Annotated in this window: 23 protein-coding genes; 7 read left to right on the top strand and 16 right to left on the bottom strand. The window is 66.6% G+C overall.

Annotation, left to right across the window (positions count from 1 at the left end; genetic code table 11):
* From IAG39_RS15450 to IAG39_RS15395, 12 genes are all read right to left on the bottom strand, one after another.
* Entirely contained in the window at window positions 1–723 is a 723-nt protein-coding gene (locus tag IAG39_RS15450) for an ABC transporter ATP-binding protein (RefSeq protein WP_118932039.1), read from the bottom strand.
* Entirely contained in the window at window positions 704–1,693 is a 990-nt protein-coding gene (locus IAG39_RS15445; RefSeq protein ID WP_118932040.1) for a branched-chain amino acid ABC transporter permease, read from the bottom strand. Before IAG39_RS15445 ends, IAG39_RS15450 begins: the two co-directional genes overlap by 20 nt.
* Before the next feature lies 1 nt (window position 1,694).
* Window positions 1,695–2,546: a branched-chain amino acid ABC transporter permease gene (locus IAG39_RS15440; protein WP_054454041.1), complete on the bottom strand. Its 852-nt coding sequence runs from the start codon at window positions 2,544–2,546 to the stop codon at window positions 1,695–1,697.
* A 48-nt stretch (window positions 2,547–2,594) separates the two neighbouring features.
* The gene (locus tag IAG39_RS15435) at window positions 2,595–3,842 is read right to left on the bottom strand and encodes an ABC transporter substrate-binding protein (protein ID WP_059375741.1); all 1,248 of its coding nucleotides are present in this window, start codon (window positions 3,840–3,842) and stop codon (window positions 2,595–2,597) included.
* 229 nt (window positions 3,843–4,071) lie between these two features.
* Window positions 4,072–4,878 carry a putative hydro-lyase gene (locus IAG39_RS15430; RefSeq protein ID WP_059376159.1) on the bottom strand — a complete coding sequence of 269 codons (807 nt, stop codon included), beginning with the start codon at window positions 4,876–4,878 and terminating at the stop codon, window positions 4,072–4,074.
* 107 nt (window positions 4,879–4,985) lie between these two features.
* Entirely contained in the window at window positions 4,986–5,891 is a 906-nt protein-coding gene (locus IAG39_RS15425; protein WP_059375739.1) for a LysR family transcriptional regulator, read from the bottom strand.
* A gap of 78 nt (window positions 5,892–5,969) precedes the next feature.
* Window positions 5,970–7,319 carry an amidase gene (locus tag IAG39_RS15420; protein ID WP_118932041.1) on the bottom strand — a complete coding sequence of 450 codons (1,350 nt, stop codon included), beginning with the start codon at window positions 7,317–7,319 and terminating at the stop codon, window positions 5,970–5,972.
* Between the two features lie 83 nt (window positions 7,320–7,402).
* Window positions 7,403–8,086: a DUF2848 domain-containing protein gene (locus IAG39_RS15415; RefSeq protein ID WP_118932042.1), complete on the bottom strand. Its 684-nt coding sequence runs from the start codon at window positions 8,084–8,086 to the stop codon at window positions 7,403–7,405.
* A gap of 74 nt (window positions 8,087–8,160) precedes the next feature.
* Window positions 8,161–9,444, bottom strand: a complete 1,284-nt coding sequence (locus tag IAG39_RS15410) for a TRAP transporter large permease (RefSeq protein WP_059375736.1) — start codon at window positions 9,442–9,444, stop codon at window positions 8,161–8,163.
* A complete protein-coding gene (locus IAG39_RS15405) occupies window positions 9,441–10,061 on the bottom strand; it encodes a TRAP transporter small permease subunit (RefSeq protein ID WP_059375734.1) in 621 nt (206 codons plus the stop codon). Before IAG39_RS15405 ends, IAG39_RS15410 begins: the two co-directional genes overlap by 4 nt.
* A 240-nt stretch (window positions 10,062–10,301) precedes the next feature.
* Window positions 10,302–11,348: a TRAP transporter substrate-binding protein gene (locus tag IAG39_RS15400; protein WP_059375731.1), complete on the bottom strand. Its 1,047-nt coding sequence runs from the start codon at window positions 11,346–11,348 to the stop codon at window positions 10,302–10,304.
* 422 nt (window positions 11,349–11,770) lie between these two features.
* Window positions 11,771–12,676, bottom strand: coding sequence for a LysR family transcriptional regulator (locus IAG39_RS15395; protein ID WP_059375727.1), 906 nt, complete (start codon window positions 12,674–12,676; stop codon window positions 11,771–11,773).
* An 87-nt stretch (window positions 12,677–12,763) separates the two neighbouring features.
* On the opposite strand from IAG39_RS15395, the gene IAG39_RS15390 reads away from it, so the two are divergent.
* Together IAG39_RS15390 and fabV are read left to right on the top strand one after the other, a co-directional pair.
* Window positions 12,764–13,723 (top strand): DMT family transporter, encoded by a 960-nt coding sequence (locus IAG39_RS15390; protein WP_059375724.1) that lies wholly within the window; start codon window positions 12,764–12,766, stop codon window positions 13,721–13,723.
* A 97-nt stretch (window positions 13,724–13,820) separates the two neighbouring features.
* Window positions 13,821–15,011 carry an enoyl-ACP reductase FabV gene (gene fabV / locus IAG39_RS15385; RefSeq protein WP_118932043.1) on the top strand — a complete coding sequence of 397 codons (1,191 nt, stop codon included), beginning with the start codon at window positions 13,821–13,823 and terminating at the stop codon, window positions 15,009–15,011.
* Between the two features lie 9 nt (window positions 15,012–15,020).
* Here the strand turns inward: fabV and serB are convergent, their stop codons facing one another.
* Together serB and IAG39_RS15375 are read right to left on the bottom strand one after the other, a co-directional pair.
* Complete coding sequence (gene serB, locus IAG39_RS15380; RefSeq protein WP_118932044.1) at window positions 15,021–15,734, bottom strand: phosphoserine phosphatase SerB; 714 nt, start codon at window positions 15,732–15,734, stop codon at window positions 15,021–15,023.
* 14 nt (window positions 15,735–15,748) lie between these two features.
* Entirely contained in the window at window positions 15,749–16,657 is a 909-nt protein-coding gene (locus IAG39_RS15375) for a LysR substrate-binding domain-containing protein (protein WP_059375717.1), read from the bottom strand.
* A gap of 243 nt (window positions 16,658–16,900) precedes the next feature.
* On the opposite strand from IAG39_RS15375, the gene IAG39_RS15370 reads away from it, so the two are divergent.
* From IAG39_RS15370 to IAG39_RS15360, 3 genes are read left to right on the top strand one after another with little or no spacing between them, the layout of a single operon-like run.
* Window positions 16,901–17,977 carry an ABC transporter ATP-binding protein gene (locus IAG39_RS15370; RefSeq protein WP_059375714.1) on the top strand — a complete coding sequence of 359 codons (1,077 nt, stop codon included), beginning with the start codon at window positions 16,901–16,903 and terminating at the stop codon, window positions 17,975–17,977.
* Between the two features lie 13 nt (window positions 17,978–17,990).
* Window positions 17,991–19,637, top strand: coding sequence for an ABC transporter permease (locus tag IAG39_RS15365; protein WP_059375712.1), 1,647 nt, complete (start codon window positions 17,991–17,993; stop codon window positions 19,635–19,637).
* 22 nt (window positions 19,638–19,659) lie between these two features.
* Window positions 19,660–20,643 carry an ABC transporter substrate-binding protein gene (locus IAG39_RS15360; RefSeq protein WP_118932045.1) on the top strand — a complete coding sequence of 328 codons (984 nt, stop codon included), beginning with the start codon at window positions 19,660–19,662 and terminating at the stop codon, window positions 20,641–20,643.
* Between the two features lie 92 nt (window positions 20,644–20,735).
* On the opposite strand, the gene IAG39_RS15355 is transcribed toward IAG39_RS15360, so the two are convergent.
* Complete coding sequence (locus IAG39_RS15355; RefSeq protein ID WP_165867800.1) at window positions 20,736–21,413, bottom strand: ABC transporter ATP-binding protein; 678 nt, start codon at window positions 21,411–21,413, stop codon at window positions 20,736–20,738.
* On the opposite strand from IAG39_RS15355, the gene IAG39_RS15350 reads away from it, so the two are divergent.
* Window positions 21,412–22,059, top strand: a complete 648-nt coding sequence (locus IAG39_RS15350; protein WP_059375705.1) for an arylesterase — start codon at window positions 21,412–21,414, stop codon at window positions 22,057–22,059. The genes IAG39_RS15355 and IAG39_RS15350 overlap by 2 nt on opposite strands.
* Window positions 22,060–22,083: 24 nt before the next feature.
* On the opposite strand, the gene IAG39_RS15345 is transcribed toward IAG39_RS15350, so the two are convergent.
* A complete protein-coding gene (locus tag IAG39_RS15345) occupies window positions 22,084–24,045 on the bottom strand; it encodes a SurA N-terminal domain-containing protein (RefSeq protein ID WP_059375703.1) in 1,962 nt (653 codons plus the stop codon).
* A gap of 346 nt (window positions 24,046–24,391) precedes the next feature.
* On the opposite strand from IAG39_RS15345, the gene IAG39_RS15340 reads away from it, so the two are divergent.
* Complete coding sequence (locus IAG39_RS15340) at window positions 24,392–25,684, top strand: M20/M25/M40 family metallo-hydrolase (RefSeq protein WP_059375699.1); 1,293 nt, start codon at window positions 24,392–24,394, stop codon at window positions 25,682–25,684.
* Window positions 25,685–25,689: the final 5 nt, after the last annotated feature.

The raw sequence follows: 25,689 nt of genomic DNA, 5'->3' as shown, positions 1-25,689 counted from the left end.
TCAGGCACGGTGCTTTCTCCCCAGATAGGCTTCGATCACGGCCGGATTGCGCACGATTTCCTGGGGCGCCCCCTCGGCGATCATCTGGCCGAAGTTCAACACCAGCACCCGGTGCGCCAGCCGCATGACCACCTCCAGCACATGCTCCACGATGATGAGCGTGACGCCCGACGCGTGGATGCCGCGCAGGATCTCGGCCAGGGCGATGGCCTCGGCCGGGTTCAGTCCGCCCGCCACTTCGTCCAGCAGCAGCATGCGCGGCTCGGTGGCCAGCGCCCGGGCCAGTTCGACCCGCTTCTGGCCCGCCACATTGAGCTCGGCCGCCCTGACGTCGGCGCGTTCGGCCAGGCCCACCAGTTGCAGCACGCGGGCCGATTCGCGGCGCGCGTCCTGCAGGCGCGGATGGCGCAGCAGCGCCCCGACCATGGCGTTCTCCAGCACCGTCATCTGCCCGAAGCTGCGCGGGATCTGGTAAGTGCGCACCAGACCCATGGCGGCCACCTGTTCGGGCCGCCGGCCTATCATCGACTGGCCGTCGAAAGTCACCGAGCCGGAGGTGGGCTCATGATGCCCGACCAGGCCGTTGAACAAGGTGCTCTTGCCCGCTCCGTTCGGGCCGATGATGGCGACGATCTCGCCCGCCTCGACCGACAGCGAGATGTCCTTGTTCGCGACCAGCCCGCCGAATTGCTTGGTCAGGTTCTTAACGTCCAGCAGAGCCACGGCGCCTCCTCAATGTCACCAGCCCACCCGGCAGGAACAGCGTGACCAGCAAGATGGCCAGGCCGAAAATCAGCAGATCCAGGCCCAGGCCCGAACTGCCCCACAACACGCGCGTGCCCTCGGACAGCGGCAGCAGCACCGCCGCGCCCAGCCACGGGCCGATCAGCGTGCCGACCCCGCCCAGGATGGTCACCAGCACGACCTGCACCGACATCGTCAGGTTGAACATGGATTCCGGGTCGATGAAGCCCACGTACATGGCAAAGAAGCCGCCCCATACGCCGGTCATGCCCGCCGACATCACGAATGCCAGCATCTTGTAACGGTCCGCGGGCACGCCCAGGCTGCGCGAGGCCGCCTCGTCGCCGTTGATGGCACGCCAGTAGAAGCCGGTCTTGGAATGCACCAGGAAGAAGGTGGCGCAAAAGGTCAGGAAGGCCAGCCCCACCGCGATCCAGTAGTACGGCACCTTGCTGCGGAACAGCAGCATCCAGGCGGCGTCGCCGATGGGCGCCTCCAGGCCGACCGCGCCGCCCGCCCATTCCCAGTTGATCATCAGCAGCAGGCCGATCTGCAGCAGCGCGATGGTGGCCATGGCGAAGTAATGGCCGGACAGCCGCAGGGTGGGTCCGCCCACCAGCCACGCCAGCGCGGCGCTGATCACCCCGCCCAGCGGGATGCCCAAAAGCGGCGTGAGCTTCAGATGGTGCAGCAGCAGCAAGGTGGTGTAGCCCCCTACCCCCACGAACACGCTATGGCCGAAGGAGATCCGCCCGAGGAAGCCGCCCACCAGGTTCCAGCAGGCGCCCAGCGCGCCGAACATGATGGCCAGCAGCAGCACCTGCAGGGTGAAGGCATCCTTCACCACCAGCGGCACCAGGGCCATCAGGATGGCCGCGACGGCAGCGGCCAGGACCGGCCATTTGGGCACGCCGGCGGACACGGTATCGATCTTGTCTGTCTTGTTCATCTCACCACCGCCCGAACAGGCCGCGCGGCCGATACCAGAGAACCAGGATGAACAGGATGAAGACGCTCACGGTCTTCAACGCTGGGGCGACGAAGTAGCCGGTCATGGCCTCGATGATGCCGATCAGGATCCCCGCGATGAAGGCGCCAGGCAACGACCCGAAGCCGCCCATGCACACCGCCACGAAGGCCAGCAGGCCGAACACCGTGCCCACCGAGGGAAATACGTAGAAGAAGGTGGTCAGCAAGGCGCCGGCCAGGCCGACCGCCGCGCTGCCCAGCATCCAGACCTGGGCGTTGACCCGGTCGGGCGAAATGCCCACCAGCGCCGCCACCTGGCGGTCTTCCGCCACCGCCTGCAGGGCATGGCCCCAGCGCGTGCGGTACACCAGGATGAACAGCGCGACCACCACTACCAGCGCGATCAGGCCCGTCACCACCTGGGGTCGGCCCAGCGAGATGCCGGCAACCGTGACGCTGCCCGACACCAGCGTGTCCGGCAGGCTGCGGTAGTCGGGGCTGAAGGCGATGAAGGCAATCTGGCGCAGCACCAGCCCAAGGCCGAAGGTGGCCAGGATGACCGCCATCGCCGGCCCCTTTTGCAGGCGGCGGATGATGAGCGCATAAGTCAGGAAGCCGACGAAGGCGAGCAGGACCGCCACCAGCGGCGCCGACAGCGTGGGATCGATGTGGCCCAGCGTGTAGAGCCAATAGGCTGCATACATGCCCAGCATCAGGAACTCGCCATGGGCGAAGTTGATGACGTCGGTGATGCCCCAGATCAGCGCCAGCCCCACCGCCACCGCGGCATAGATCAGGCCGTTGAACAGGCCTGCCGAGAGAGCTTCAAACATGGAGTGCTCCTCGCGGCGGGCCCCGCGGCCCGCCGCGTCAGACTATGTTTACTTCCAGGTGAACGGCAGCGTGGGCAGGTTCTTGTCGGTACGGTATTTTTCCGGCCACACGGTCTGGTAGGCCGCGCCCTTGAGCTCCAGGATCAGGCCCGAACCCTTGGTGTTCTGGCCCTTGGCGTCGAACTGCACCCCGGCCCAGGGCATCGCGACCTGCGCCTCGCCCAGATCGGTGGCGGCCAGCGCCTTGCGGATCGCCTCGGGGTCGGTCGAACCGGCCCGGTTGATCGCGTCGGCCAGCACCAGCACGCCCTGCATCGAACGGGCGTTGTTGCCGTTCAGGTCCTTGCCCGTCTTGGCTTTGTACATGTCGTTGATCTTTTTCAGCCCGGCCTTGGATGCCGCCACGTCATTGCCCCAGACGTCGCGCGTCAGCACGCCCTGGACCTGCGGCCCCACCTCCTGCACGAAGCGCGAATCGATGAAGCCCGCGTCGTTGGCCAAGAACACCGGCGGCGCGTATTTGCTTTCGCGCATGGTGCGCACGAACAGCATGGCGTCCGAGGTATAGCTGGCGAAGATCGCCACATCGGGCTTGGCGGCCGCCAGTTTCTGCACTTCCGCCGTCACCGAGGCCGAGCCGGCGCTGTAGGCGATGTTGGCGACCAATTGGCGGTTGTATTGCTTGGCGAACTTTTCGACCGCCTTGTAAGTGTTCACGCCGAAGTCGGTGTTCTCGTACACCACGGCGATCTTGGCGGTCGGCACCGCCTTGATGCCATCCAGGAACTGCATCATGTTCTCGACGAAGGTATCGTCGTTGGGCGAGGTGCGGAAGAACCACTTATAGCCGCGCTCGGTCAGGTCCGGGCTGCTGGATTCGCCATTGACGTAGGGTATGCCGCGCTGCTCGGCGATGCGGCTGGCGGTCTTGGTCACGGCGGACTGGTAAGCGCCGGTCAGGGCCACTACCTTTTCCTGGTCGATCAGGCGTTGGGCGTCGGCCAGGCCCACTTCGGGCTTGCCCTGGGAATCGCCGAACACCACTTCGATCTTGGCGCCGCCCAGCGCCGGCAAGCCGCTGCCCGCTGCCAGCGGTATGCCTTCCAGCTCGGGATGCGGATTGTTGATGATCTCGACCGCCAGTTCGACGGCCGCCTTGATTTCAGCCCCGGTGGACGCCAAGGCGCCCGATAGCGGATAGATTGCGCCGATGCGCACGGCCTGTTGCGCCTGCGCGGGAACGGCGCACATCAGCGCCAGGCTCGCGGCGACACCCGCGATGAGCTTCATCTTCATAACTGGACTCCTGGATTGGACCGGCTGGGTGTGAAAGCAATGCATGGCCGCGCTGGCGGCGGCACGAGACCCTCCGGCAAGCCGGAAGGCCCCAGATTCAAAGCGGTTGTCGCCATTTCCCCTTGTCCTTTAATGGATCGTTTTGGTGGCACAACTGGAACTGCAGCGCGAGTAGAGACTTCTAACCGCTACCCGCTTACGCGCTACTGAGAAAGCGGATGGTTGGCGGTCAGAACACCGCCATCCGGCTGTTGATGAGGTCCGTGACCAGCATATGGCCCGGCGCGTGGGTAATGCAGAATTCCGGCTTGACCGCTGCGACCACCGACTGCGGCGTTACGCCGCAAGCCCAGAACACGGGCATTTCCCCTTCGCGGATTTCCACCGGATCACCATAGTCCGGGCGGTTGATGTCGGCAATCCCGATCAACGCGGGGTCGCCGATATGCACCGGCGCGCCGTGGACCGAGGGAAAACGCGAGGTGACCTGGATGGCGCGGATGGCGTCCGCCGCCTTCAGGGGACGCATGGACACGACCAACGGACCGCCGAACACGCCCGCGGCATGGGTCGGGACGCTGGTGCGATACATGGGCACGTTGCAGCCCTGCTCGATGTGGCGCACGGGCAAGCCGTTGTCCAGCATCGCTTCCTCGAAGGAGAACGAGCAGCCGATCAGGAACGACACCAGATCGTCGCGCCAGATATCGCGCACATCGGTAGGCTCGGCCACCAGCTCGCCGTTCTTCCATACCCGGTAACGCGGGATGTCGCTGCGGATGTCGATGTCCTGGCCCAGTTCCGGCAAGGCGGGATCGCCGGGCTCGGACATGGCCAGCAAGGGACAGGGCTTGGGATTGCGCTGGCAGAAATGCAGGAAGTCCGCGGCCAGCGCGCGCGGCAGAATGGCGAGGTTGGCCTGGACGTGGCCCGGCGCCAGATTGGCGGTCGGGCCGGTCAGCTTGCCGCTGCGCGCGTCCAGCCGCGCCTGCCGGGCCAATTCGACGCTGGCGCGCGCCGCGGGTTTGGATTGCATGCCTATCCCCTTGATGATGATGCAGGTATTGGGGCATTGCACAGGAACCGCGGGCCAGCGTCCAATCACAAGTTGCGATAGACCCCGATCAAAAATATTTATCAGGGTTATGCCGGATGGCGCAGCGCCTCTTCCCGCGCGATCTGCTGCGCCGCCTCCGCCACCGCGCGCGGAATCTGGCTGTCCGGCCCCTGCATCCAGCAGGCGGTGTAATGCAGCGGCGGCAAGGCCGGCGCCTTCACGTCCAGAATGCGCAATTCGCCCTGCGCCAGCTCCTTGTGCAGGATGACGGGCGCGATGACCGCGGTGCCGATGCCGTCCTGCGCCATCCGCACGATGACGCTGAGCGCCGAACTGCCGTACATGCGCGGCGCCTCGACGCCCGCCTGCTGCAACAGCTGGCGCACGGCGCGGTGCGGATCGGTGGTGGAGGGATAGGTGATCACCGGCCATTCGGCCAGGCGCTTTAGCGCGATCGGCTGGCGTCCGACCTTGAGCTTGGGGCTTGCCACCCAGGACAGCGGGTAATTGCAGAGGTACAGGTTCTCGATGCGGGGCTCTTCCATCGGCCCCAGCAGAAATGCCAGGTCGATCTGGCGCGAGGCGAGCTGCGTCTTCAGCACCGTGGTCGTATCCACCTGGATCTCGACCATCAGCGCCGGATAGGCGTCGTGCAGATATTCCATCAGGGTCGGCAGCCACGTATGGACGATGGTTTCCGATACGCCCAGCCGCAGCATGCCGCTCATCACGCTCTTGGCGCGCGCGGCCTCCTGCATGTCGCGCCGCATCTGCAGCATGCGCTCGGCATGCGACAGCAGCTCGCGCCCCTTGCCTGTCAGCTTGATGCCCCGCGTGTCGCGGTCGAACAGGCGCACGCCCAGATCGGATTCCAGCGACGCGATGCGCTGGGAAATGGCCGGTTGGGTGGCATTGAGCTTCTCGGCCGCCGCCCTGAAACCGCCCAGGGTGGCGACCCAGAAGAACGTTTCGATATTGCGCAGATCGATCATGGCGGCGGCATCCGGCTATGCAGCCGCCATCTTAGCGCCCAGGACGGACCGGCGGCCGCCGCCCGTCCCGGCTGCGCCTCACTGGCCGGCGTAGAGCGCTTCCACCGCCAGGCCGATGCTCAGGATACGGCGGTCCGCGCCGTTGCTGGCCGCGATCATCAGGCCCACCGGCGCCGTGCCGGCGGCATGGCAAGGCAGCGACAACGCGCAGCCATCCAGGAAATTGATCAGCGTCGGGTTGCGCAGGATCAGGCCGTTGGCGGCGTAATAGGCATCATCGGAGGCCTGCAGGTCGGCCACCGCCGGCGCCACGATGGGCGTGGTCGGCATGATCAGGGCGTCGTAGCCGGCAATGCGGCGGTCCACCGCCGCGACCCAGGCTTCGCGCGCATCCAGCAGGTCCAGGTAGTCGGCCGCGCTCATGTCCTTGCCGCGCATGATGCGCGACACCACGCGCGGGTCATAGCGCTTGCCGGCGCGGGCGATCAGGTCGCGGTGCCAGGCCCAGGCTTCGGCGGCGGTAAAGCCGCCCTTGGCGTTGATGGCGGCCAGTTCGGCGAATTCCGGAATCGCGATCTCTTCGACCAGGGCGCCGGCGGCCTTCAGGCGGCTCACGGCGGCTGCGAAGCTGTCGGCAACATGCTTGTCCATGGCGTCCAGCGCCAGCGTGGTCGGGATGGCCAGGCGCAACCCGCGCAGCACGGCCGCTTCCGGCGCCGGGCCGCCGTCGCCGGACAGGATGGCGTCCAGTTCGGCGCAGCAGCGCACGCTGGCGGCGATGGGGCCGATGGAGTCCAGGTTGGCCGACAGCGGCAGCACGCCTTCCATGGAGACGCGCCAGGCGCTGGGCTTGAAGCCCGTCAGGCCGCAAAGCGCGGCCGGAATGCGCACGGAACCGCCAGTGTCCGAACCGATGGCTGCGGCCGACATGCCGTCGGCGACCGACACCGCGGCGCCCGAGGACGAGCCGCCCGGGATGCGGCCGGTGGCGCGGTCGTAGGGGTTCAGGGGCGTGCCGTAATGGGGATTGATGCCCAGGCCCGAATAGGCGAATTCGGTCATGTTGGTGCGGCCGATGATGACCGCGCCTGCCGCGATCAGACGGCGCACGACTTCAGCGTCGGCGTCGGCCGCCGGTTCGCCTTCACGGGCCACCGAACCAGCCATCGTGGTTTCGCCTTCGATGTCGAAGAGATCCTTGATGCTGATCGGCAGGCCCTCGATCGCGGAGCGGACGATGCCGGCGGCGCGCAGCGTGTCGGAAGCTTGCGCCTGCGCCAACGCGGATTCGGCGTACAGGCGGGTGAACGCGCGCGCGCCCTCGCCCGCTTCGTCCTGCGCGCGGGCCAGCGCCGCCTGCGTCAGTTCCACGGAGGTGCTGCGGCCCTCTTGCAGGGCCTGGGTCAGATCGTTCAAAGTCGGAACCATAGTCATCCTAGTGCCGTCTTGCGGCTTGAGTGCAAACGGGCGCGCCCGCGGGCGCGCCTGGCGATCGGCGCCTGGGGCCAGAATCAGGCCACCACGGGCAGCGTCTCGACATGATAGCGGTGGCGCAGGCTGCGCTGGCGCCGCGGATCGTGCAATTCCATGGTGAAGTCGGCCGCGGCGCGGATGCCGCCGATCGCGCCCACCGTGCCGCAGGTCATGCCCGCGCCGGCCGGCAGCACCGTGGCGCCGCCGGTATAGCCCGCGATCAGGTCCTGCGGCGTGCGCAGCGACGCCAGCGGGCCTTCCTGGTACAGCACTTCCACGCCGTTCTCGACGATGTAGGAACGGATGACGAGCTCGTCCCAGTAGTCCGCCACGTCGGCCAGGCGCCAGGCGCTCGTGGCCACGGGCTTGACGCAGACCTGCTTGGACATCGCCACGCTGTAGGTTTCCAGCTTGCGGTCGGTATGGTCGGAGGCGATGCTGACGTACATTTCGCCGTCCACGGAGAACACGAAGGTCTCGACTTCGCCCGAGGAATCCTCGCCCAGGGCCTGCACGGTTTCCTTCTGCGTCAGTTGATTGTCGGCAATGCGGTAGTACAGCGGCACGCTGCTGGGACGCGGCACGCCGATGGCGGCCAGCTCTTCGATGTGATGCTCGATCGCGGCCATGTCGCGGCCGGCCCAGCCGGCGACGATCAGGGTGTTGAACTCCACTTCCACCTGGCGGGGTTGCGAGTCTTCGATCTGGAATACGGCTTTCATGTCTGTCCTGCTGAGAATTAGGGAGTGAAGGACGCGGCGGTTCGCCGCGCCCCGGAACGTCTATGCAATAAAGGTCAGCCGAATACGCGCGGCAGCCACAGCGCCACGTCCGGCCAGAAGGCCAGCAGCGCCAGCATCACGAACATGGCGGCCACGAACGGCAGGCTGCCGACGATGACCGCGCTCATGGAACCGCTCTTGCGCAGGCTTTGCACCACGAACAGGTTCAGGCCCACCGGAGGCGTGATCAGGGCGGCTTCGACCAGGATGATGATGACGATGCCCAGCCAGATGGGATCGAAACCCAGGCCGATCATGATGGGCGCCACGATGGGGATGGTCGTGATCATCATGGACAGCGTTTCCATGAAGCAGCCCAGCACCAGGTAGAAGATCACCACGATCAGCAGCATCCAGCCGGGGGACAGGCCCAGGCCCGTGATCGACTTGGTCAGCGCATCGGTCAGGCCGGTCGCGGACATGACGAAGTTCAGGAAGCTGGCCGCCACCACGATCAGCATGATCATGGCCGTGGAGCGCATGGTGCCTTCCATGACCTCCCGCAGCATCGACCACGACAGGCGGCGGAACCAGGCCGCCAGGATGAAGGCGCCCAGCACGCCCAGCGCGGCGGCCTCGGTCGGCGTGGCCAGGCCGGCGTAGATGGAACCCACCACCAGGAAGAAGATCCCCATGGGCGGCGCCAGATGCACCAAGCTAGCGAAACGCTGGCCCCAGGTCGCCTGGATCTTCTTGCCGCCCCAGGACGGCTTGGCGACGCAGGCGATGACCACCGTCAGCATGAACAGCGCGGCCATCGCGAAACCCGGGATGATGCCGGCCAGGTACAGCTTGGGCACCGAGGAGTTCGTCAGCACGCCGTAGATGACCAGGTTGATCGAGGGCGGGATCAGGATGCCCAGCGTGCCGCCGGCGGCCAGGCTGCCCAGGAACAACGGCTCGTTGTAGCCGTACTTGCGGATCTGCGGGATCGCCACGGTGCCCACCGTCGCGGCGGTCGCCACGCTGGAGCCGGAGGTGGCCGAGAACAGCGTCGAGGCGCCGATGTTGGCGTGCATCAGCCCGCCCGGCAGCCACGACAGCCACAGGCTCATCGCGCCATACATGCGTTCGGCGAATCCTGCGCGCAGCAGCACCTCGCCCAGCATGATGAACAGCGGAATCGCCACCAGCAGGAATTCGTTGTTGGTGCTCCAGGAAACTTCGCCGATCGCGCGCGTCAGCGGCAGCATGGAGAACAGCGGGTCCAGGATCAGGCCCAGCACGCCCAGCGCCGCGCCCACCGGAATCGACAGGCCGATCAAAACCAGGAGCAGTATCAATGCGGTGGAAATCATGCGGCCTCTCCCTTCACCATGCGCTCGCCGGCGGCGGCTTCCTCGTCGGCCTCTTCCTGCGCCGAACGCACGCCGCAAATGCTCCTGACCAGTTCGATATCACCCGTGACCAGCGCGGCGGAAGCGCGCGCCAGCATCAGCGCGACCGTGACGCACATCCAGGCCAGGCCCAGCGCCCACAGGCCCTGCGGAATCCACAAAGGCGTGGCCAGCGGCGTATTGGCCGCGGACTTCTGCGCCCAGGAGGTCTGCACCACCTCGAACGCGTAATACGTCAGATACACCATGAAGACCGCCAGGGCCACCATGGAGATCCAGTCCAGCACGGCGGCGACGCGCACCGGCATGTACTGGTAGACCACGTCCACGCGCACGTTGGCGCGCTGCAGCGTGGCGAATGCCAACGCCCAGGAGGTGCTGATGGCGAAGGCATAGCTGGACAACTCGTCCGCGCCGCCAGTCGTGAAGCCCAGGAACTTGCGGGCCAGCACGTCAAACGAGATCAGCAACACGCTGGCCACCGTCAGCGCGCCGCCGGCCCACACGGCCAAGCGCGAAAAGCTCTCGGCGCGCCGCAATAGCCCGCCCAGCAGGCGGAAGTGTTCAGATTGAGTCATGAGTCAAACCTTTGCAGGGCCAGGCACACATCGCCGCCTCTGCGATTAACGAACGATCCCATACGTATGCCACGAAGCCGGCTATGCCGATCTGCAGCAACTCCCCCTATCGGGATGTACCGAAACCAGCTCCACCGGTCCGTAGCACACCGCCCCATCCGGATGCCGCGGATCCGGCTCCGCCGGTCCGCAGGCATGCCCCCCTGGGGGGGGAAGCGCGCAGCGCTTCGGGGGGGGGCCCTACTTCATAGCGGTCAGGCCCAGCGTCTTGCCGACGGTGGCGTTGAAGTCCTTCACGCACTGGGCCGAGCAGCGCGCGGCCCACTTCGGCAGCACGGCCTCTTCGGTGACCTTCTTCAGCAGCGCGCGGTCAGCGTCCGAGGGCTGGACCAGGACCATCTTGCCCTTGACCGGGAACGGGCAAGCGGCGGCGCCCGTGTTGCAGTCATAGCCTTCCTGGGTCTGGCGCGCGGCGGCGTCCCAGATGTTGTCGACCAGCGTCTTCACATTGGTCTGCAGGAAAGTGCGCACGTTGGGGTCCAGCTTGTCCCAGGCCTTCTGGTTGACGGCGTGGATCTGCTGGTTCCAGTTGATCGGCAGCGCGACCAGGTGGGTCGACACTTCGTACCACTTGGCCGAATAGCCGGACAGCGAACCCGTGATGGCGCAATCCACCACCTTGTTCTGCAGCGCGGGCACCACTTCGCCGAAGGCCATGGTCACGCTGGAGCCGCCCAGCGCCTCGACGAACTCGGCGGTGGTGCGGCTGCTGGTGCGGACCTTCTTGCCCTTGATGTCGGCCAGGCTCTTGATTTCGGCGTTGCAGAACAGCACCTGCGCGGGATACGTGGAAATGCCCAGCAGCTTGACGTTGCTGCCTTCGCCATAGAGCTTGGCGTAGACCGGTTCGAACGCGTCGGTGACGGCGCGCGCGGTCTTGACGTCGGGCGCCAGGCCGGCCAGGTCGATCGCTTCGTTGATGGGGTTGTCGCTGGCGAAGTAAGCGAGCGTGGCGGTGCCGAATTCGACCACGCCCTGAGACATCAGGCGCAGCAATTCGGGGCCCTTCAAGCCCATTTCGTTGAAGCCCTTGATGTCGGCCGTGACCTGGCCCTTGGACAGCTCGGGGATGGTCTTGGTCCAGAACGGCTTTTCGTAATCGTTGTAAGCAGTCAGGTTGCTCAGGCCGCCCACGACTTTCAACTGGGTCTTGGGGAGGTCCTGTGCCTGGACGGCGCCGGCCAACAGGCTGGCGGCGACGGCGGCGAAAACTAGCGACTTCTTCATGGACAAAACTCCTGGCTGGCGGGATGGTATGCCGCGCGCCGGATCCCGTTATCCTGGCGGCGCGCGGTGGCAATCAATGAGTCTGGAGATCAGCCGCGCAGCGGCGCGCATCGCGCCTGCGCGGCATGGCTTGCCGCCCGATTCCGGGAATGGGACATACGCTGGTTCATGCTTTCCCCCCGCTCTAGGCATCCAGGCGATCGTTATTGATGTGGCGCCATTGCAGCGTCAGGGGCGCGGAGCGTCCAATCGTATGTTGCGATACGGGGGTATAAATTTTTCTTTGGTCTCGTGCGCCACGCCCCCCGCGTTTCGCGCAAACGACGCAATGGCGGGGCTTAGCGGGCAGCCGGGCGCGCCGCAACGCGGCCGCGTCGCAAGGCCGCCACGGCCGGCGGCGCAGCCCCTGCTGGGGTAAACACCTAGAGCGGAGTCCCGTCCGCGGCCTGCTCGGCCACCTTCTGCGCCATCTGCGCGATAACGCGGACCGCGTGGCTATCCGGCCCCTGCACCCAGGTGGCCGTGAAGCTCAGTTCCGGCAAGGGATCGGCCTCCACCCGCAAGATGCGCAATTCGCCGCGCGCCAGCTCCTTGCCCAGGAACACCGGCGCGATGACGCTGGTGCCGATGGCGTCCTGCGTCATCCGCACCACCATCGACATCGAGGCGCTGCCGTACATGCGCGGCGAACTCACGCCGGCGCGCGTCAACATATCGCGCACCACGCGGTAAGGCGCGCTGTTGGAGGGATAGGTGATGATGGGCAGCTTGCCTATCCGCTCCAGCGTCAGCGGCTCCGGCCCCAGGTCCAGCACCGGGCTCGCCACCCAGGCCAGCGGATAGGTGCATAGCGGCAGGTTCTCGACCCGCGCTTCCAGCACCGGCCCCATCAGGAAGGCCAGATCGATCTGCCGCGACATCAGATGCGAGCGCAGCACGTGGGTCGTGTCGACCTCGATTTCCAGCACCAGCGCCGGATAGTTGGAATGGATCAGTTCGATCAGCGTGGGCAGCCAGGTCTGCACGATGGTCTCGGCCACGCCGATGCGCACCGTGCCGCTCATGACGTTTTGCTCGCGCGCGGCTTCGAACATGTCGCGCCGCACCTGCAACATGCGCTCCGCGTGCGACAGCAGTTCATGCCCCTTGGCGGTCAGCTTCACGCCGCGCGCTTCGCGCTCGAACAGGAGCACGCCCAGGTCGGCCTCCAGCGAGGCGATGCGCTGCGATACCGCTGGCTGCGTGGTGTTGAGTTTCTCCGACGCGGCGCGAAAACTGCCCAGCGTGGCCACCCAGAAAAAAGTTTCGATGTTGCGTAGTTCTATCATGAGCCTGTTCCCCCGGCGCGATGAGCGTATCATGGCAGCCGCCCGGTACCTGCAAACCGGCGTTTCAGCCACCAAAGGAGTTTGTCGATGACCCCGGCCGATGACGGTCGCACGCGCCGCGCAGCGCCCGCTTCCAGCGGCCCGATGATGGGGGTGCTGTTGCTGGTGCTGTCGATGTGGACGCTGTCGTGCCTGGATGCCAGCGGCAAGTGGGTGATGAATGCGGGCGTGCCGCTGCTGGTGCTGTCGTGGTTCCGCTATGCCGTGCACCTGGCGCTGGTGCTGGCCCTGGTGCTGCCCGCGCGCGGCCTGGGCGTATTCCGCAGCAAGAAGCCGCGCGAACAGATCCTGCGCGGCGGCTCGATGTTCCTGGCCACGCTGATGTTCTTCACCACGCTGAGCTACATCCCGCAGGCCGAGGCCACCGCCATCAACTTCCTGGCGCCGCTGCTGGTGCTGTCGGCAGCGCCCTGGGTCCTGAAGGAACCCGCCCGCCTGTCTCGATTCGTGGCCGCGGGCATCGCCTTCATCGGCGTGATCATCGTGATCCGGCCGGGCGGCGGCCTGGATCCGGTGGGCACGGTGTTCGGCCTGCTCACGGCCTGTTGCTTCGCCGTGCAGTTCATCGCGACGCGGCGCGTGGCAGGCGACGATCCGTTCACCTCGCTGATCTGGAGCGGCGCGGTCGGCACGATATGCCTGACCCTGGCCCTGCCCTTCATCCTGCCGCCCGCCCTGCCCGTGCTCAAGGCGCTGGCGCCGCTGGATTGGGTCGTGCTGATCTCCACCGGCATCACCGGCGGGCTGGGCCACCTGTTCCAGATCGCCGCCTACCGCCGCGCGCCCGCTTCCACCCTGGCGCCCTTCGTCTACCTGCAGATCATCAGCGCCACCTCGGTCGGCTGGCTGGTCTGGGGCCACTTCCCCGACCCGTTGACCTGGCTGGGCATCGCCATCATCTGCGCCAGCGGCATCGGCATCGGTTTGATCGAATGGCGCCGCAGCCGCGCCCAGGCCGCGCCGCTGGCCCGGGCCGACGCGCGCTGAGCCGGCAGCGCGCCGGCGCCTCCTCCCGTACAATGCGGGTCGCTTTTTGCGCTTTCGCGCATGGGCGATCCAGGCATTTCCCCGAATCGAGGCTCCCATGATCATCAAGCCCCGCGTGCGCGGTTTCATCTGCGTCACCACCCATCCGGCCGGCTGCGCCGCCAACGTCCGCAACCAGATCGCCTACACCCGCGCCCAGGGGCCGATAGCTGGCGGGCCGAAACGCGTGCTGGTGCTGGGCGCATCGACCGGCTATGGCCTCGCGGCGCGGATCAGCGCGGCCTTCGGCTGCGGCGCGCAGACGCTGGGCGTGTTCTTCGAGCGGCCGGGCGATGCGGCCAAGGCCGGCACGCCGGGCTGGTACAACACGGCGGAATTCCACGAGCAGGCCCATGCCGCCGGCCTTTATGCCAAGAGCATCAACGGCGACGCCTTCTCCGACGAGATCAAGCGCAAGACCATAGACCTCATCAAGCAGGACCTGGGCCAGGTCGACCAGGTGATCTACAGCCTGGCCGCGCCGCGCCGCACGCACCCCAAGACCGGGGAAGTCTTCAATTCGACCCTCAAGCCCATCGGCCAGGCCGTCAACCTGCGCGGCCTGGACACCGACCGCGAAGTGGTCAAGGAATCCGTGCTGGAGCCCGCCACCCAGGCCGAGATCGACGCGACTGTCGCCGTCATGGGCGGCGAAGACTGGCAGATGTGGATCGACGCGCTGCTGGAAGCCGGCGTGCTGGCCGAAGGCGCCAGCACCACGGCGTTCACCTATCTGGGCGAGAAGATCACCCACGACATCTACTGGAACGGTTCCATCGGTGCAGCCAAGAAGGATCTGGACCAGAAGGTGCTGGAGATCCGCGCCAAGCTGGCCGCGCGCGGCGGCGACGCCCGCGTGTCGGTGCTGAAGGCGGTGGTGACGCAGGCCAGCTCGGCGATCCCCATGATGCCGCTGTACCTGTCGCTGCTGTTCAAGACCATGAAGGAAGCCGGCACGCACGAAGGCTGCATCGAACAGGTCTACGGCCTGTACCGCGACAGCCTCTGCGGCCAGACGCCCATCCTCGACCAGGACGGCCGCCTGCGCGCCGACTACAAGGAACTGGATCCCGAGGTGCAGGCCCGCGTGCAGGCGCTGTGGGGCCAGGTCAACAATGACAACATCTACCAGCTGACCGATTTCGCGGGCTACAAGCAGGACTTCCTGCGCCTGTTCGGCTTCGAGATCGAAGGCGTCGACTATGAAGCCGACACCGATCCGGCCGTGGCAATCCGCGGCCTGGCCTAAGCCCCGGCGCTAGCGCGCCATCAGCTCCAGCAGGCGGTCCAGGCCGCCTTCGTCGATTGCGACATTGACCTCCTCGCGCACGGCCGGCTTGGCGCGGTAGCCCACCGACAGGCCCGCCGCGCGCATCATCGGCAGGTCGTTGGCGCCGTCGCCCACGGCGATGGCGCGTTCCGGCCCCACACCCAGCGCCGCGCACACTTCCAGCAGCTTGCGGCGCTTTTCCTCGCCGTCGCAGATATCGCCCCACGCTTGCGGCAGCAGCCTGCCGGTCAAGCGGCCGTCAACGATTTCCAGCACGTTGGCGCGCACGTCGTCCAGCCCCAGGCACACCCGCAGCCGGTCGGTGAAGCAGGTGAAGCCGCCGGTCACCAGCAGGCAGGTCAGGCCCGCGTCCTTGCACGCCGCGATCAACGTTTGCGCGCCTGGATTGATGCGCACACGCTGCTCATAGACCTCGTCCAGCGCCGCTTCCGGCATCCCCGCCAGCAGCGCCACGCGCTCGCGCAGGCTCTGCTTGTAGTCCTTGATCTCGCCGCGCATGGCGGCTTCCGTCAGCGCCGCCACCTCGGCCTTCTTGCCCATCAGGTCCGCCATTTCGTCCAGCGTCTCGATCGAGATCAGCGTGGAATCCATGTCGAAGGCGATGAGCTTGTAGTCCGCGAGCGCAAGGGGAGGCGCAATGCCGCGCCAAAAGAGGCCGGGTATCGTGGAGCTGGAATGCATGAGGAATCCTTGGTCTATGCGGTATGTGAGGGGTCGCGTCTTTGCTCGCGCAACCACTCGATGAACAATAGCGCCGACGCGGCGGCCGGGCCATCCTGGCGGTATAGCGCGTGGATGCCGGCGTTCGGCAGCTGCGGGCCGTCGAACAGCGGGCGCAAGCGATCGGCGCGAATGTCGTCTTCCAGCAGGCACCAGGGCGCCAAGGCGATGCCGAGGTCGTTCATGGCGGCCTGCATGCACAGGAACTGGTGGTCGAACACCGGTCCCGGCAATTGCGCGGGCACGTCCACCTTGGCCAACGCGAACCAACGCGGCCAGTGGTCCATGCCGCCCGCGATCTTCAGCAGCGGATGCCCCAGGCAATCCGCGGGCGCAGCCAGTCGGTTGCGCTCGATGAAGCGCGGCGACGCCACCGGCACGTGGAAATCGTCCAGGCAGTGCACACAGGCCAGGTCGGAGTGCGCCATGTAGCCATGGCGGATCAGCACGTCGCTGCCGGTGTCGCCGCCGCGGTCCAGGAACGACCGCCCTTGCGTGGTGAGCTGCACGTCCACGCCCGGATGCCGGGCCTGGAACGCCGACAGGCGCGGAATCAGCCACTTCATGGTCAGGGACGGCGTGGCGCAGACGCGCAGCACGCCGCCGTAGGCGGGCGATTTCAGCTTGGCGGTCGCGGCCGCGATGCGCTCCAGGCTGGCCTGGATTTCCGGAAAGTAGGCCTGGGCGCAAGGCAGCAGCGCCACGCCGCGCGCCTCGCGCGCGAACAGAGGCTGCCCCACGTACTCTTCGAGTATGCGGATCTGTTGGCTGACCGCGCTGTGCGTGATGCTCAGTTCGTCGGCGGCTGCGGTGAAGCTGCGCAGGCGCGCCGCGGCTTCGAACACGCGCAAGGCCTTGAGCGGCGGCAGGCTCTGCCCCGCCATTTCAGTTGCGGTCCGCCCGCGCGCCGGCCTGGCGCCGCGTAGTGCTGCTCTTTCCCACGGTTTCCCTTGTCGTCTATTTTTCATTGGCGCGGCTTGCGCGCGCCTGTGTCATCCAGCCGCATTCTAGGTGATAGCCCGCGCGCCGACCTCTTAGAAAAACTAACGACTACCCTTAAAAAACACCGCTGGTCGGGCGCGCAGCGCGTTTCTATGATGCCGGCAACCTCAGGCAGGAAGCGAAACATGGCATCAATCACCGTAGACGGCATCGTCAAGACTTTCGGCGGGCAGCAAGTGCTGCGCAATCTGTCGCTGCACATCCCCGACGGCGCGTTCTACACGCTGCTGGGACCCAGCGGCTGCGGCAAGACCACGCTGCTGCGCTGCATTGCGGGCTTCTATGCCCCCGACGGCGGCCGCCTGTTGTTTGACCAGGACGACGTGACCCACGTGTCCGCGCACCGCCGCGACATCGGCATGGTGTTCCAGGACTATGCGCTGTTCCCGGACAAGACGGCTTTCGACAATGTGGCTTACGGCCTGCGCGCCCGCGGCGTGGCGCGCGCCGAGATCACGCGGCGCGTCAACGAAGCGCTGGACAAGGTCGGCCTGCTGGCACTGGCCGACCGTTATCCCGCGCAGATGAGCGGCGGGCAGCGCCAGCGCGTGGCGCTGGCGCGCGCGCTGGTGATCCGGCCGCGCGTGCTGTTGATGGACGAACCGCTGTCCAACCTGGACGCCAAGATGCGCCTGCAGATGCGCGACGTGATCCTGGACCTGGTGCGCGAGGCCGGCATCACCACCGTATTCGTGACGCACGATCAGGAAGAAGCGCTGGCGATGTCCGACCGCATCGCCATCATGGACCGCGGCGACATCGCCCAGCTGGGCACCCCGGAAGAACTCTACGGCACGCCGGTAAACGCCTACGTGGCGGACTTCATCGGTTCGGCCAACGTGATCCCGGTGCCGGCCCGCAACGGCCAGGCCGGCGCCCCCGCCGGCCATGTGCGCTACGAGATCTGCGGGCTGGGCTTTGACGGCGTGCAAGGCAGCGACCAGCTGGACGGCAAAGGCGTGCTCATCGCCCGCCCTGAAGAGCTGGCCTTGATGGCGCCCGCCCCTTACGTGCCCAATACCTTGCCTGGCAAGGTGCTGCGCCGGCAATACCTGGGCTTCAAGACCGCCTACCGCATCGCGCTGGACAACGGCTCCGAGATCCGCGTCGAGCTGCATGCCGGCAACATGGTGGCGCAGTTCCAGCCCGGCGAAGCCGTACAGGTGCTGATTCCCGCCGACAGCCGCGTCGTCAACGCTTGAGGACGCGCCGACCATGAAAATCAAATGGTGGCCCTGGGGCATCCTGACGGCAATCAGCCTGGCTCTGCTGCTGTTCTTCGTGCTCTATCCGCTGGCCGTGCTGTTCAGCAACAGCGTCACCGGCCAGGATGGCGGCTTCACGCTGGAGGGCTTCAAGGCCCTGCTGGCCGACTCTCAATACATCGAGGCCTTCGGCAATACGCTGATCCTGGGCCTGGCGGTCACGGCATGCACCGTGCTGGTGGGCGTGCCCTTCGCCTACATGGTGGCGCGCTTCGACTTTCCGTTGAAGAACCTGGTGGCGATCCTGCCGGTGCTGACCATCGTGATCCCCGAGATCATCGTGGGCCAGTCCTGGCTGCTGATCCTGGGCAACAACGGCATCCTGACCAACCTGCTGGGTGACGCCGGCATTTCGCTGCCCTCGTTCTACGGCTGGACCGGCATGGTGTTCTCCATGACGCTGGTCTACTACACCTACATCTACCTGGGCGTGCTGGCGGCGCTGCGCGGCTTCGACGGCCAGCTCGAAGAAGCGGGCCTGAGCCTGGGTACACCGCCGCTCCTGACCAAGCTGCGCGTGCTGGTGCCGGTGCTGCTGCCCGCGGTGCTGGTCAACGCGCTGGTGGTGTTCACGCTGGTGGTGGGCAACTTCGCGCTGGCCATGCTGCTGGGCAGCCGCGTGCCGCTGCTGTCGGTCATGACTTACAACACCTTCGTCAGCGAAATGGGCGGCAGCCCGACGCTGCAGAGCGCGATGTCGGTCGTGTCCATCGCCATCGTCGCCATCGTGCTGTTCTTCCAGAAGCGCGTGGTCGAACGCAAGGTCTACACCATGACGCAGGGACGCGCGCCGGCCGCTACCCGCGTGCGCTCGTGGACCGCCCTGCTCTATACCAGCGGCGTGGGCCTGATCATCTTCATTTCGCTACTGCCGCTGATCGTGGTCTTCATCGCCGCCTTCACCAAGACCAGCGGCCCGGTCATGCAATGGGGCCAATGGTCGTTGGCCAGCATGCAGCGCGCGCTGCATGGCGCGCCGGAGCCCATCCTGAACTCGCTCAAGTTCGCCTCGCTGGCCACGGTGCTGGGCGTGGCCTTCGCGGTGCTGGTCAGCTACCTGACGATCAAGAAGCGCAGCGCGTCCACCCAGGTGCTGGACTACATCGTGGTGCTGCCCCTGACCATTTCGGGCACGGTGCTGGGCATCGCGCTGGTGCAGACCTTCAATACCGGCTGGCTGGTGCTGGCGGGTACGTCGGGAATCATGGTGCTGTGCTACACGGTGCGGCGCCTGCCCTTCGCGGTGCGCAACGCCTCGTCGGTGCTGTTCAACATTCCCGAGTCGATCGAGGAAGCCTCGATCAGCCTGGGCGTGTCGCCGCTCATGACCTTCTTCAAGGTGATCCTGCCCGCCATGAAGGCGTCCATCATCTCGGCTGCCATCCTGATGTGGCTCACCACCATTTCCGAGCTATCGGCTTCCATCGTCGCCTACAGCGGCGGCCTGGAGACCATGCCCATCGCCATCTTCCGCCAGGTCGACGGCGGCAGGCTGGGCATGGCGTCGGCCTACGGCGCGGCGCTGGTCACGGTCATCGTGCTGCCCATCATCGTGTCGGTCAAGGCGTTCCGCATCAAGCTGTTCTCCGGTAAATAACCCACTCGCACAGAGGCTAACCATGCAATTCAAGCACCTACTTCAGTACAGCGTCCTGGCCGCCGCCCTGACCGCCGGCGCCGCCCAGGCCCAGAATGTCGTGCTCTATTCGTCCAACAACACGGAGACGATCGAAACCGCCCTGGACGCGGTGAAGCAGAAGTCGCCGAAATTGAACGTGCAGCCCGTCACCGGCGGCACCGGCACGATGATGAAGCGCATCGAGGCCGAAGCGCAGAATCCGCGCGGCGACCTGTTCTGGAGCGGCGGCTTCGGCACGCTGGGCGCTTACCGCCAGCACCTGCAGCCCTACCGTCCGGCCGACCTGGACAAGATCCCCACCGAATTCCGCGGTCCGGACGATCTGTGGGTGGGCACCAACGTGCACGTCATGGTGATGATGGTCAACGAGCGCCAGCTCAAGGGCCTGCCCGCGCCGGCCACCTGGTCCGACTTGATGCAGCCGCAATGGAAGAACAAGTTCGCCATCACCGACCCGTCCAAGAGCGGTACGGCCTACATGCTGGTGTACGGCCTCTTCAAGCAATTCGGCCAGGAAGGGCTGGACAAGATCGCCGCCAACGCGGTGGTCACCGCATCCTCCGGCACCACCTACAAGGGCGTGGCCGCGGGCGAGTATGCCGTGGGCATGACGCTCGAGTACGCCGCCCAGGAATACGTGGCCGGCGGCCAGAAGGAGATCAAGCTGGTCTACCCGACCGAGGGCAGCTACCTGGCGCCGGAAGGCATGTTCATCATCAAGGGCGCGAAGAACATGGATGCCGCCAAGGCACTGTACGACGGCCTCTTGAGCAAGGAGTCGCAGGAAGCCCAGCTGGTGAAGAACTTCCGCCGCCCGACGCGCACGGACGTGGCCGTGGCCAGCCTGACCACCCTGCCTGACCTGAAGACCATCAAGATCTTCCCGGTCAGTCAGGATGCGGCCGCGAAGGAGTATGAAGCGGTGGTCGCCGCCTGGAACCAGGCCGTCGCGAAATCCAAGTAAGAGGGTAAGGCCCTCACGCCGCACCCCTCCGGGGCTCGCAACCCCCGAGGGGGCTGGTCCAACTTGGGAAGCCCGGCGGTGGGCCGGCGGCGTCAGACGCCGTTGACCATCCGCCCCGCCGCCAGCACCAGCTGACGCCCGCAACGGGCGGCCAGCTGCGGATCGTGGGTCACCAGCACCAGCGTGGTGCCGTGCTCGCGATGCAGGTCGAACATCAGATCGATGACCGTCACGCCGGTGGCAGCGTCCAGACTGCCGGTGGGCTCGTCCGCGAACAGCAGGTCCGGCTGCACCACGAAGGCCCGCGCGAGCGATACGCGCTGCTGCTCGCCGCCCGACAAGGTGCGCGGATAGTGATGCAGGCGCTTGCCCAGCCCCACCCGTTCCAGCATGGCCTGCGCCGCGTCCCGGGCCGATTGCCCGGCCAGTTCCAGCGGCAGCATCACGTTTTCCAGCGCCGTCAGGTTGGGCAGCAGCTGGAATGACTGGAACACGAAACCCACATGATTGGCGCGCAGGCGGGCGCGGCCATCCTCGTCCAGCGAGAACAGGTCCTGCCCGGCCAGGCGCACGCTGCCCGCGCTGGGAACATCCAGGCCCGCCAGCAGTCCCAACAGGGTGGACTTGCCCGACCCCGAACTGCCAGTGATGGCCACGGCGCTGCCCGCCTCGACCGTAAAATCGATACCTTCCAGGATGGAGAGCGTGCCGCCGGCATCGGCCACCTGCTTGCCCAGCCCTTTCACCTCGATCGAATTCTTGTTATCCATGCGCCTATTTTCCCGTCTGCTACTCATGACCGCCATGGCGACCGCCGTCGTGGCGCCCGCCCACGCTCAGACCGCCGCCGCGGCCCAGGGTTCCGCGCCCCGCACGGTGTTGGTCCTGGGCGACAGCCTGTCGGCCGAATACGGCATCAAGCGCGGCACCGGCTGGGTGCCGCTGCTTTCCGCCCGCGTAGCGGAACAATACCCCAAGTACCAGGTCGTCAATGCCAGCATCAGCGGCGACACCACCAGCGGCGGCGTGGCCCGCCTGCCTGCATTGCTGCGCCAGCACGCGCCGGCCGTGGTGGTGCTGGAGCTGGGTTCGAACGACGCGCTGCGGGGCCTGCCCCTGAACATGACCGAGCAGAACCTGCGCACCATGGCCCAGGCCGCCCGCAAGGCCGACGCGCAGGTCCTGATCGTCGGCATGCAGATCCCGCCGAATTACGGCCGGGACTACACCCAGCGCTTCGCGCAGGTCTTCCCCACGGTCGCCAAAGACGAAAACGCCCGGCTCGTGCCCTTCCTGATGGAAGGTATCGCAACGAACCGGGCGATGTTCCAGGCTGACGGCATCCATCCAAACGAGGATGCCCAACCCTTGCTACTGGACAACGTGTGGCCGACGCTGCGGCCACTGTTGAACTGACGCTGTTGAGCCGAGTCTGGCTGATCAGCCGGCTGCCGGCTGATCGCCGCGGATGACCGCGGCAGCGGCGGGCAGCACCTGCACCTTGTACTCTTCGCGCAGCATGCGCAGCATGGCTTCGTTTTCAGCCTGGCCCCAAGCGCCGGACAACTGCTGCGCCAGGCGCTCCTTGTCGGCCGGATCGACCGTGCCGGCCTCGACCTTTTCCAGGCGCGCCAGCGTGTAGTCCGAACCCGATTGCACACCGGCGTAGGCCGGCAGCGTGGCGGCGGGCAGGCGCATGACGGCGTCCAGCACCGGACGCGGCAGATCCTTGGGATCCTGGCGCGACACGACCACCGGCGCGCCGAAACCTTCCGGCGCGGCCGCGGGGTTGGCGCGGTCGGCGGCCAGCGCGGCTTCGCCCGCCTTCTTGGCGGCTTCGGCCGAACGCTCGTCCAGCAGCTTGGCGCGGATGGTGTCCGAGACCTTGTCCAGCGGCGGCACGTGGGCCGGCTCGACGGCGGCCACGCGCAGGGCCAGCATGGTGTCGGGCGAGAGTTCGATCACGCCGGAGTTCTGCTTTTCACGCAGCACGTCGGGCGAGAACAGCACCTGGCGCACGCGCGGGTTGTCCAGCAGCGCGGCGTCGGGGCCGGCTGCGGCCGAGCCCGGGCCGGCCTTGTCGGCGGGCAGCAGGCCTTCGCGGGTCACGCCGGAAGCGGTGCGCAGCTTCAGGCCGACGGTGTCGGCGGCGGGCTGCAGGCTGTCGCGCTGGTCATAGACCTGCTTGTTCAGCTGGCTGGCCATTTCCGAGAAACGCACGGCGGCGAGCTGCTTGCGGACTTCGGCGGTGATCTGGTCCTTGACCTCGGCCAGCGGCTTGATGGCGGCGGGCTGGATTTCGGTGACCTTGACCACGTGCAGGCCGGACGGGGTTTCGATCACGCCAGACACCTGGTCCTTGGCTTGGCCGAAAATTGCCTTTTCCAGCGGACCGGTCAGCATGCCGGGCGCGAGCCAGCCCAGGTCGCCGCCATTGGAAGCCGAGCCCGCGTCCTGCGAGTTCTTGCGCGCGAGTTCGGCGAACTGCGCCGGATCGGCGGCGGCCTGCTTGGCGAGGTCTTCGGCCTTGGCACGGGCAGCCTTGCGGGCGTCTTCGGACGCGCCGGGAGCCAGGTTGATCATGATGTGGCTGGCGCGGCGGCGTTCAGGCTGGCCGAAGCGGTTCTTGTTCTGCTCGTAGTAGGACGCGAGATCCTCGTCCTTGACCTGCACGCCTTGCGTGGCGGCGGCCTCGTCCAGCACCAGGTACTGGACCTGGACCTGTTCGGGAATCTGCAGCTGCTGCTTGTTGGCGTCGTACCAGGCCTGGATATCGGCCGGGCTGACGGTGACTTGCGAGCGGTAGTCGGCGGCGGCGAAGCGGCGCAGTTGCACCGTGCGCTGCTGCGTCAACGCCGTTTCCAGCGCAGCCACGACCTCGCCGGGCGCGCGGGCCGACTGGCCAACGGGCTCCAGCACGCGCGCGACCGCCAGGTCACGGCGCAGGCCGGCTTCGAACGAGGTCGGCGACATGCCTTGCGCAGCTAGCACCTGGCGATAGCGCTCGGGCGAGAAGCGGCCGTTGTCCTGGACTTCCGGAATCGCGGCAATGGTGTTGCGCAGCGTTTCGTCGGACACCGAGAAACGGTTGTCGACCGCGACGTTGGCCAGCAGACGCTGATTGATCAGCTGGTTGAGCAGGCCTTCGCGCAGTGCCGGCGTGTCGATGACGGCCGGATCGAACTGGGCGCCCAGGCGCTGGCGGAACTGCTCCAGCTGGTTGCGGTGCGCTTGATCGAACTCGGCCCGCGACACGGGCTGGCCATTGACCGTGGCCAATTCAGGCTCGGCGCGCATGAAGCTGTCATAGCCTTGAATACCGACCAGGAAGAAGGACGGCACAATCAGAAGCAGCAGGATGAACTGCATCCAGCGCCGATGGCTGCGAATAAATTCGAACATGGAATCCCTGTTGCCGCACCCCAGGCGCACGCCCGAAGCCGCAAGAAAACGCATAAAAAAAGGCGAACCAGATTCGCCCTGTTCCCATACCGGTCAATACCGGATCAGCGGGCGGATTTTACCATTTCTCATTCGCCGCGCAGCCTAGGGATCTTTCGAATGCCATCCGTGGCTGCCCTCCGGGTTCGGCGGCACGAAACCGGGGACCGAGTCAACCCGGGGAAGCACCATTTCCAGCCCCTTGCGTCCCTCGTATCGTGGCCTGTCAGGGTAAGCCCGCATTACCGCTGACGCCGCGTCCCCAAAGGATGTGGCCCCTTCCACGCACGCTCAGAGGTACACACTGATGCCGTACACATCTCCCCGCCTGCAACTCCTGCGCACCTGCATCGCCCTGGCCTTCGTCGGCGCCGCCCCCGCCGCGCTGGCCGCGCCCGTCGCCGCTGTCCACGAAGCCGCCCAAGCCCAGCAGCAAGGCATGCTGGACACCATGCGCGACCTGGTCGGCATCGAGTCGGGCAGCAAGGACGTCGAAGGCGTTGAGCGCATCGCCGTCCTGATCCGCGACCGGCTCAAGGCGCTGGGCGGGACCGTCGAGATCATCCAGCCCGCCGACGTGTTTCGCCTGGACGACACGCCGGAAAAGGTCGGCCCCATGGTCCATGCGGAATTTAAGGGCAAAGGCCAGAAGAAGATCATGCTGATCGCCCACATGGACACCGTCTACCGCAACGGCATGCTCAAGGACCAGCCCTTCCGCATCGACGGCGACAAGGCCTACGGCCTGGGCATCGCCGACGACAAGCATGGCGTGGCCGCCATCATCCATACCCTGACCCTGCTGCAGAAGCTGGGCTTCGAGGACTACGGCACCATTACCGTGCTGATCAACGGCGACGAGGAAATCAGCTCGCCCGGCGCGCGCAGCACCATCACCCGCCTGGGCGCCGACCAGGACGCGGTGTTCTCGTTCGAAGGCGGCGGCGCGGAAGCGCGCCTGACGCTGGCCACCAGCGGCATCGGCGCGGCCTACCTGACCGTACAGGGCAAGACCTCGCATGCCGGCGCGCGCCCCGAAGGCGGCGTCAACGCCCTGTATGAATTGGCCCATCAGCTGCTGCAGCTGGACAAGCTGTCCAAGCCCGAGGAAGGCTTGAAGCTGAACTGGACCGTGGCCCAGGCCGGCACCAACCGCAACGTCATTCCGGGCCAGGCCACCGCCCAGGCCGACGCCCGCGCGCTGCGCGTCTCCGACTTCGACGCGCTGTCGCGCACGTTGGAAGAACGCGCACAGAAGAAGCTGCTGCCCGAATCCAAGGTCAGCGTGAAATTCGAGGTGCGCCGTCCGCCCCTGGAAGCCACGCCCGCCTCGCGCGCCCTGGCCCAGCACGGCGTGCAGATCTATAAGGAAATGGACCTGCCCATGAAGGTCGTGGACCGCGCCAGCGGCGGCGGCACCGACGCCGCCTTTGCAGCGCTGAAGGCGCGCGGCCCGGTGATCGAAGGCATGGGCCTGAGCGGCTTCGGCGCGCATTCCAACGACGCCGAGTACATCCAGATCAACAGCATCGTGCCGCGCCTGTACCTGGCGGCGCGGATGATCATGGACGTGTCGCAGGACAAGGCGCCCATGAAATAGGCCTA

The organism is Achromobacter xylosoxidans, assembly GCF_014490035.1.
In the GTDB taxonomy this organism is placed as follows: Bacteria; Pseudomonadota; Gammaproteobacteria; order Burkholderiales; family Burkholderiaceae_B; genus Achromobacter; species Achromobacter bronchisepticus_A.
This window is presented reverse-complemented; position numbering and strand designations above follow the sequence as displayed.

What these genes read in the sequence shown, in the direction of transcription:
- IAG39_RS15445 (WP_118932040.1), bottom strand. Translation starts at nt 1,693, where the DNA reads ATGAACAAGACAGACAAGATCGATACCGTGTCCGCCGGCGTGCCCAAA.
- IAG39_RS15440 (WP_054454041.1), bottom strand. Translation starts at nt 2,546, where the DNA reads ATGTTTGAAGCTCTCTCGGCAGGCCTGTTCAACGGCCTGATCTATGCC.
- IAG39_RS15435 (WP_059375741.1), bottom strand. Translation starts at nt 3,842, where the DNA reads ATGAAGATGAAGCTCATCGCGGGTGTCGCCGCGAGCCTGGCGCTGATG.
- IAG39_RS15430 (WP_059376159.1), bottom strand. Translation starts at nt 4,878, where the DNA reads ATGCAATCCAAACCCGCGGCGCGCGCCAGCGTCGAATTGGCCCGGCAG.
- IAG39_RS15425 (WP_059375739.1), bottom strand. Translation starts at nt 5,891, where the DNA reads ATGATCGATCTGCGCAATATCGAAACGTTCTTCTGGGTCGCCACCCTG.
- IAG39_RS15420 (WP_118932041.1), bottom strand. Translation starts at nt 7,319, where the DNA reads ATGGTTCCGACTTTGAACGATCTGACCCAGGCCCTGCAAGAGGGCCGC.
- IAG39_RS15415 (WP_118932042.1), bottom strand. Translation starts at nt 8,086, where the DNA reads ATGAAAGCCGTATTCCAGATCGAAGACTCGCAACCCCGCCAGGTGGAA.
- IAG39_RS15410 (WP_059375736.1), bottom strand. Translation starts at nt 9,444, where the DNA reads ATGATTTCCACCGCATTGATACTGCTCCTGGTTTTGATCGGCCTGTCG.
- IAG39_RS15405 (WP_059375734.1), bottom strand. Translation starts at nt 10,061, where the DNA reads ATGACTCAATCTGAACACTTCCGCCTGCTGGGCGGGCTATTGCGGCGC.
- IAG39_RS15400 (WP_059375731.1), bottom strand. Translation starts at nt 11,348, where the DNA reads ATGAAGAAGTCGCTAGTTTTCGCCGCCGTCGCCGCCAGCCTGTTGGCC.
- IAG39_RS15395 (WP_059375727.1), bottom strand. Translation starts at nt 12,676, where the DNA reads ATGATAGAACTACGCAACATCGAAACTTTTTTCTGGGTGGCCACGCTG.
- IAG39_RS15390 (WP_059375724.1), top strand. Translation starts at nt 12,764, where the DNA reads ATGACCCCGGCCGATGACGGTCGCACGCGCCGCGCAGCGCCCGCTTCC.
- fabV (WP_118932043.1), top strand. Translation starts at nt 13,821, where the DNA reads ATGATCATCAAGCCCCGCGTGCGCGGTTTCATCTGCGTCACCACCCAT.
- serB (WP_118932044.1), bottom strand. Translation starts at nt 15,734, where the DNA reads ATGCATTCCAGCTCCACGATACCCGGCCTCTTTTGGCGCGGCATTGCG.
- IAG39_RS15375 (WP_059375717.1), bottom strand. Translation starts at nt 16,657, where the DNA reads ATGGCGGGGCAGAGCCTGCCGCCGCTCAAGGCCTTGCGCGTGTTCGAA.
- IAG39_RS15370 (WP_059375714.1), top strand. Translation starts at nt 16,901, where the DNA reads ATGGCATCAATCACCGTAGACGGCATCGTCAAGACTTTCGGCGGGCAG.
- IAG39_RS15365 (WP_059375712.1), top strand. Translation starts at nt 17,991, where the DNA reads ATGAAAATCAAATGGTGGCCCTGGGGCATCCTGACGGCAATCAGCCTG.
- IAG39_RS15360 (WP_118932045.1), top strand. Translation starts at nt 19,660, where the DNA reads ATGCAATTCAAGCACCTACTTCAGTACAGCGTCCTGGCCGCCGCCCTG.
- IAG39_RS15350 (WP_059375705.1), top strand. Translation starts at nt 21,412, where the DNA reads ATGCGCCTATTTTCCCGTCTGCTACTCATGACCGCCATGGCGACCGCC.
- IAG39_RS15355 (WP_165867800.1), bottom strand. Translation starts at nt 21,413, where the DNA reads ATGGATAACAAGAATTCGATCGAGGTGAAAGGGCTGGGCAAGCAGGTG.
- IAG39_RS15345 (WP_059375703.1), bottom strand. Translation starts at nt 24,045, where the DNA reads ATGTTCGAATTTATTCGCAGCCATCGGCGCTGGATGCAGTTCATCCTG.
- IAG39_RS15340 (WP_059375699.1), top strand. Translation starts at nt 24,392, where the DNA reads ATGCCGTACACATCTCCCCGCCTGCAACTCCTGCGCACCTGCATCGCC.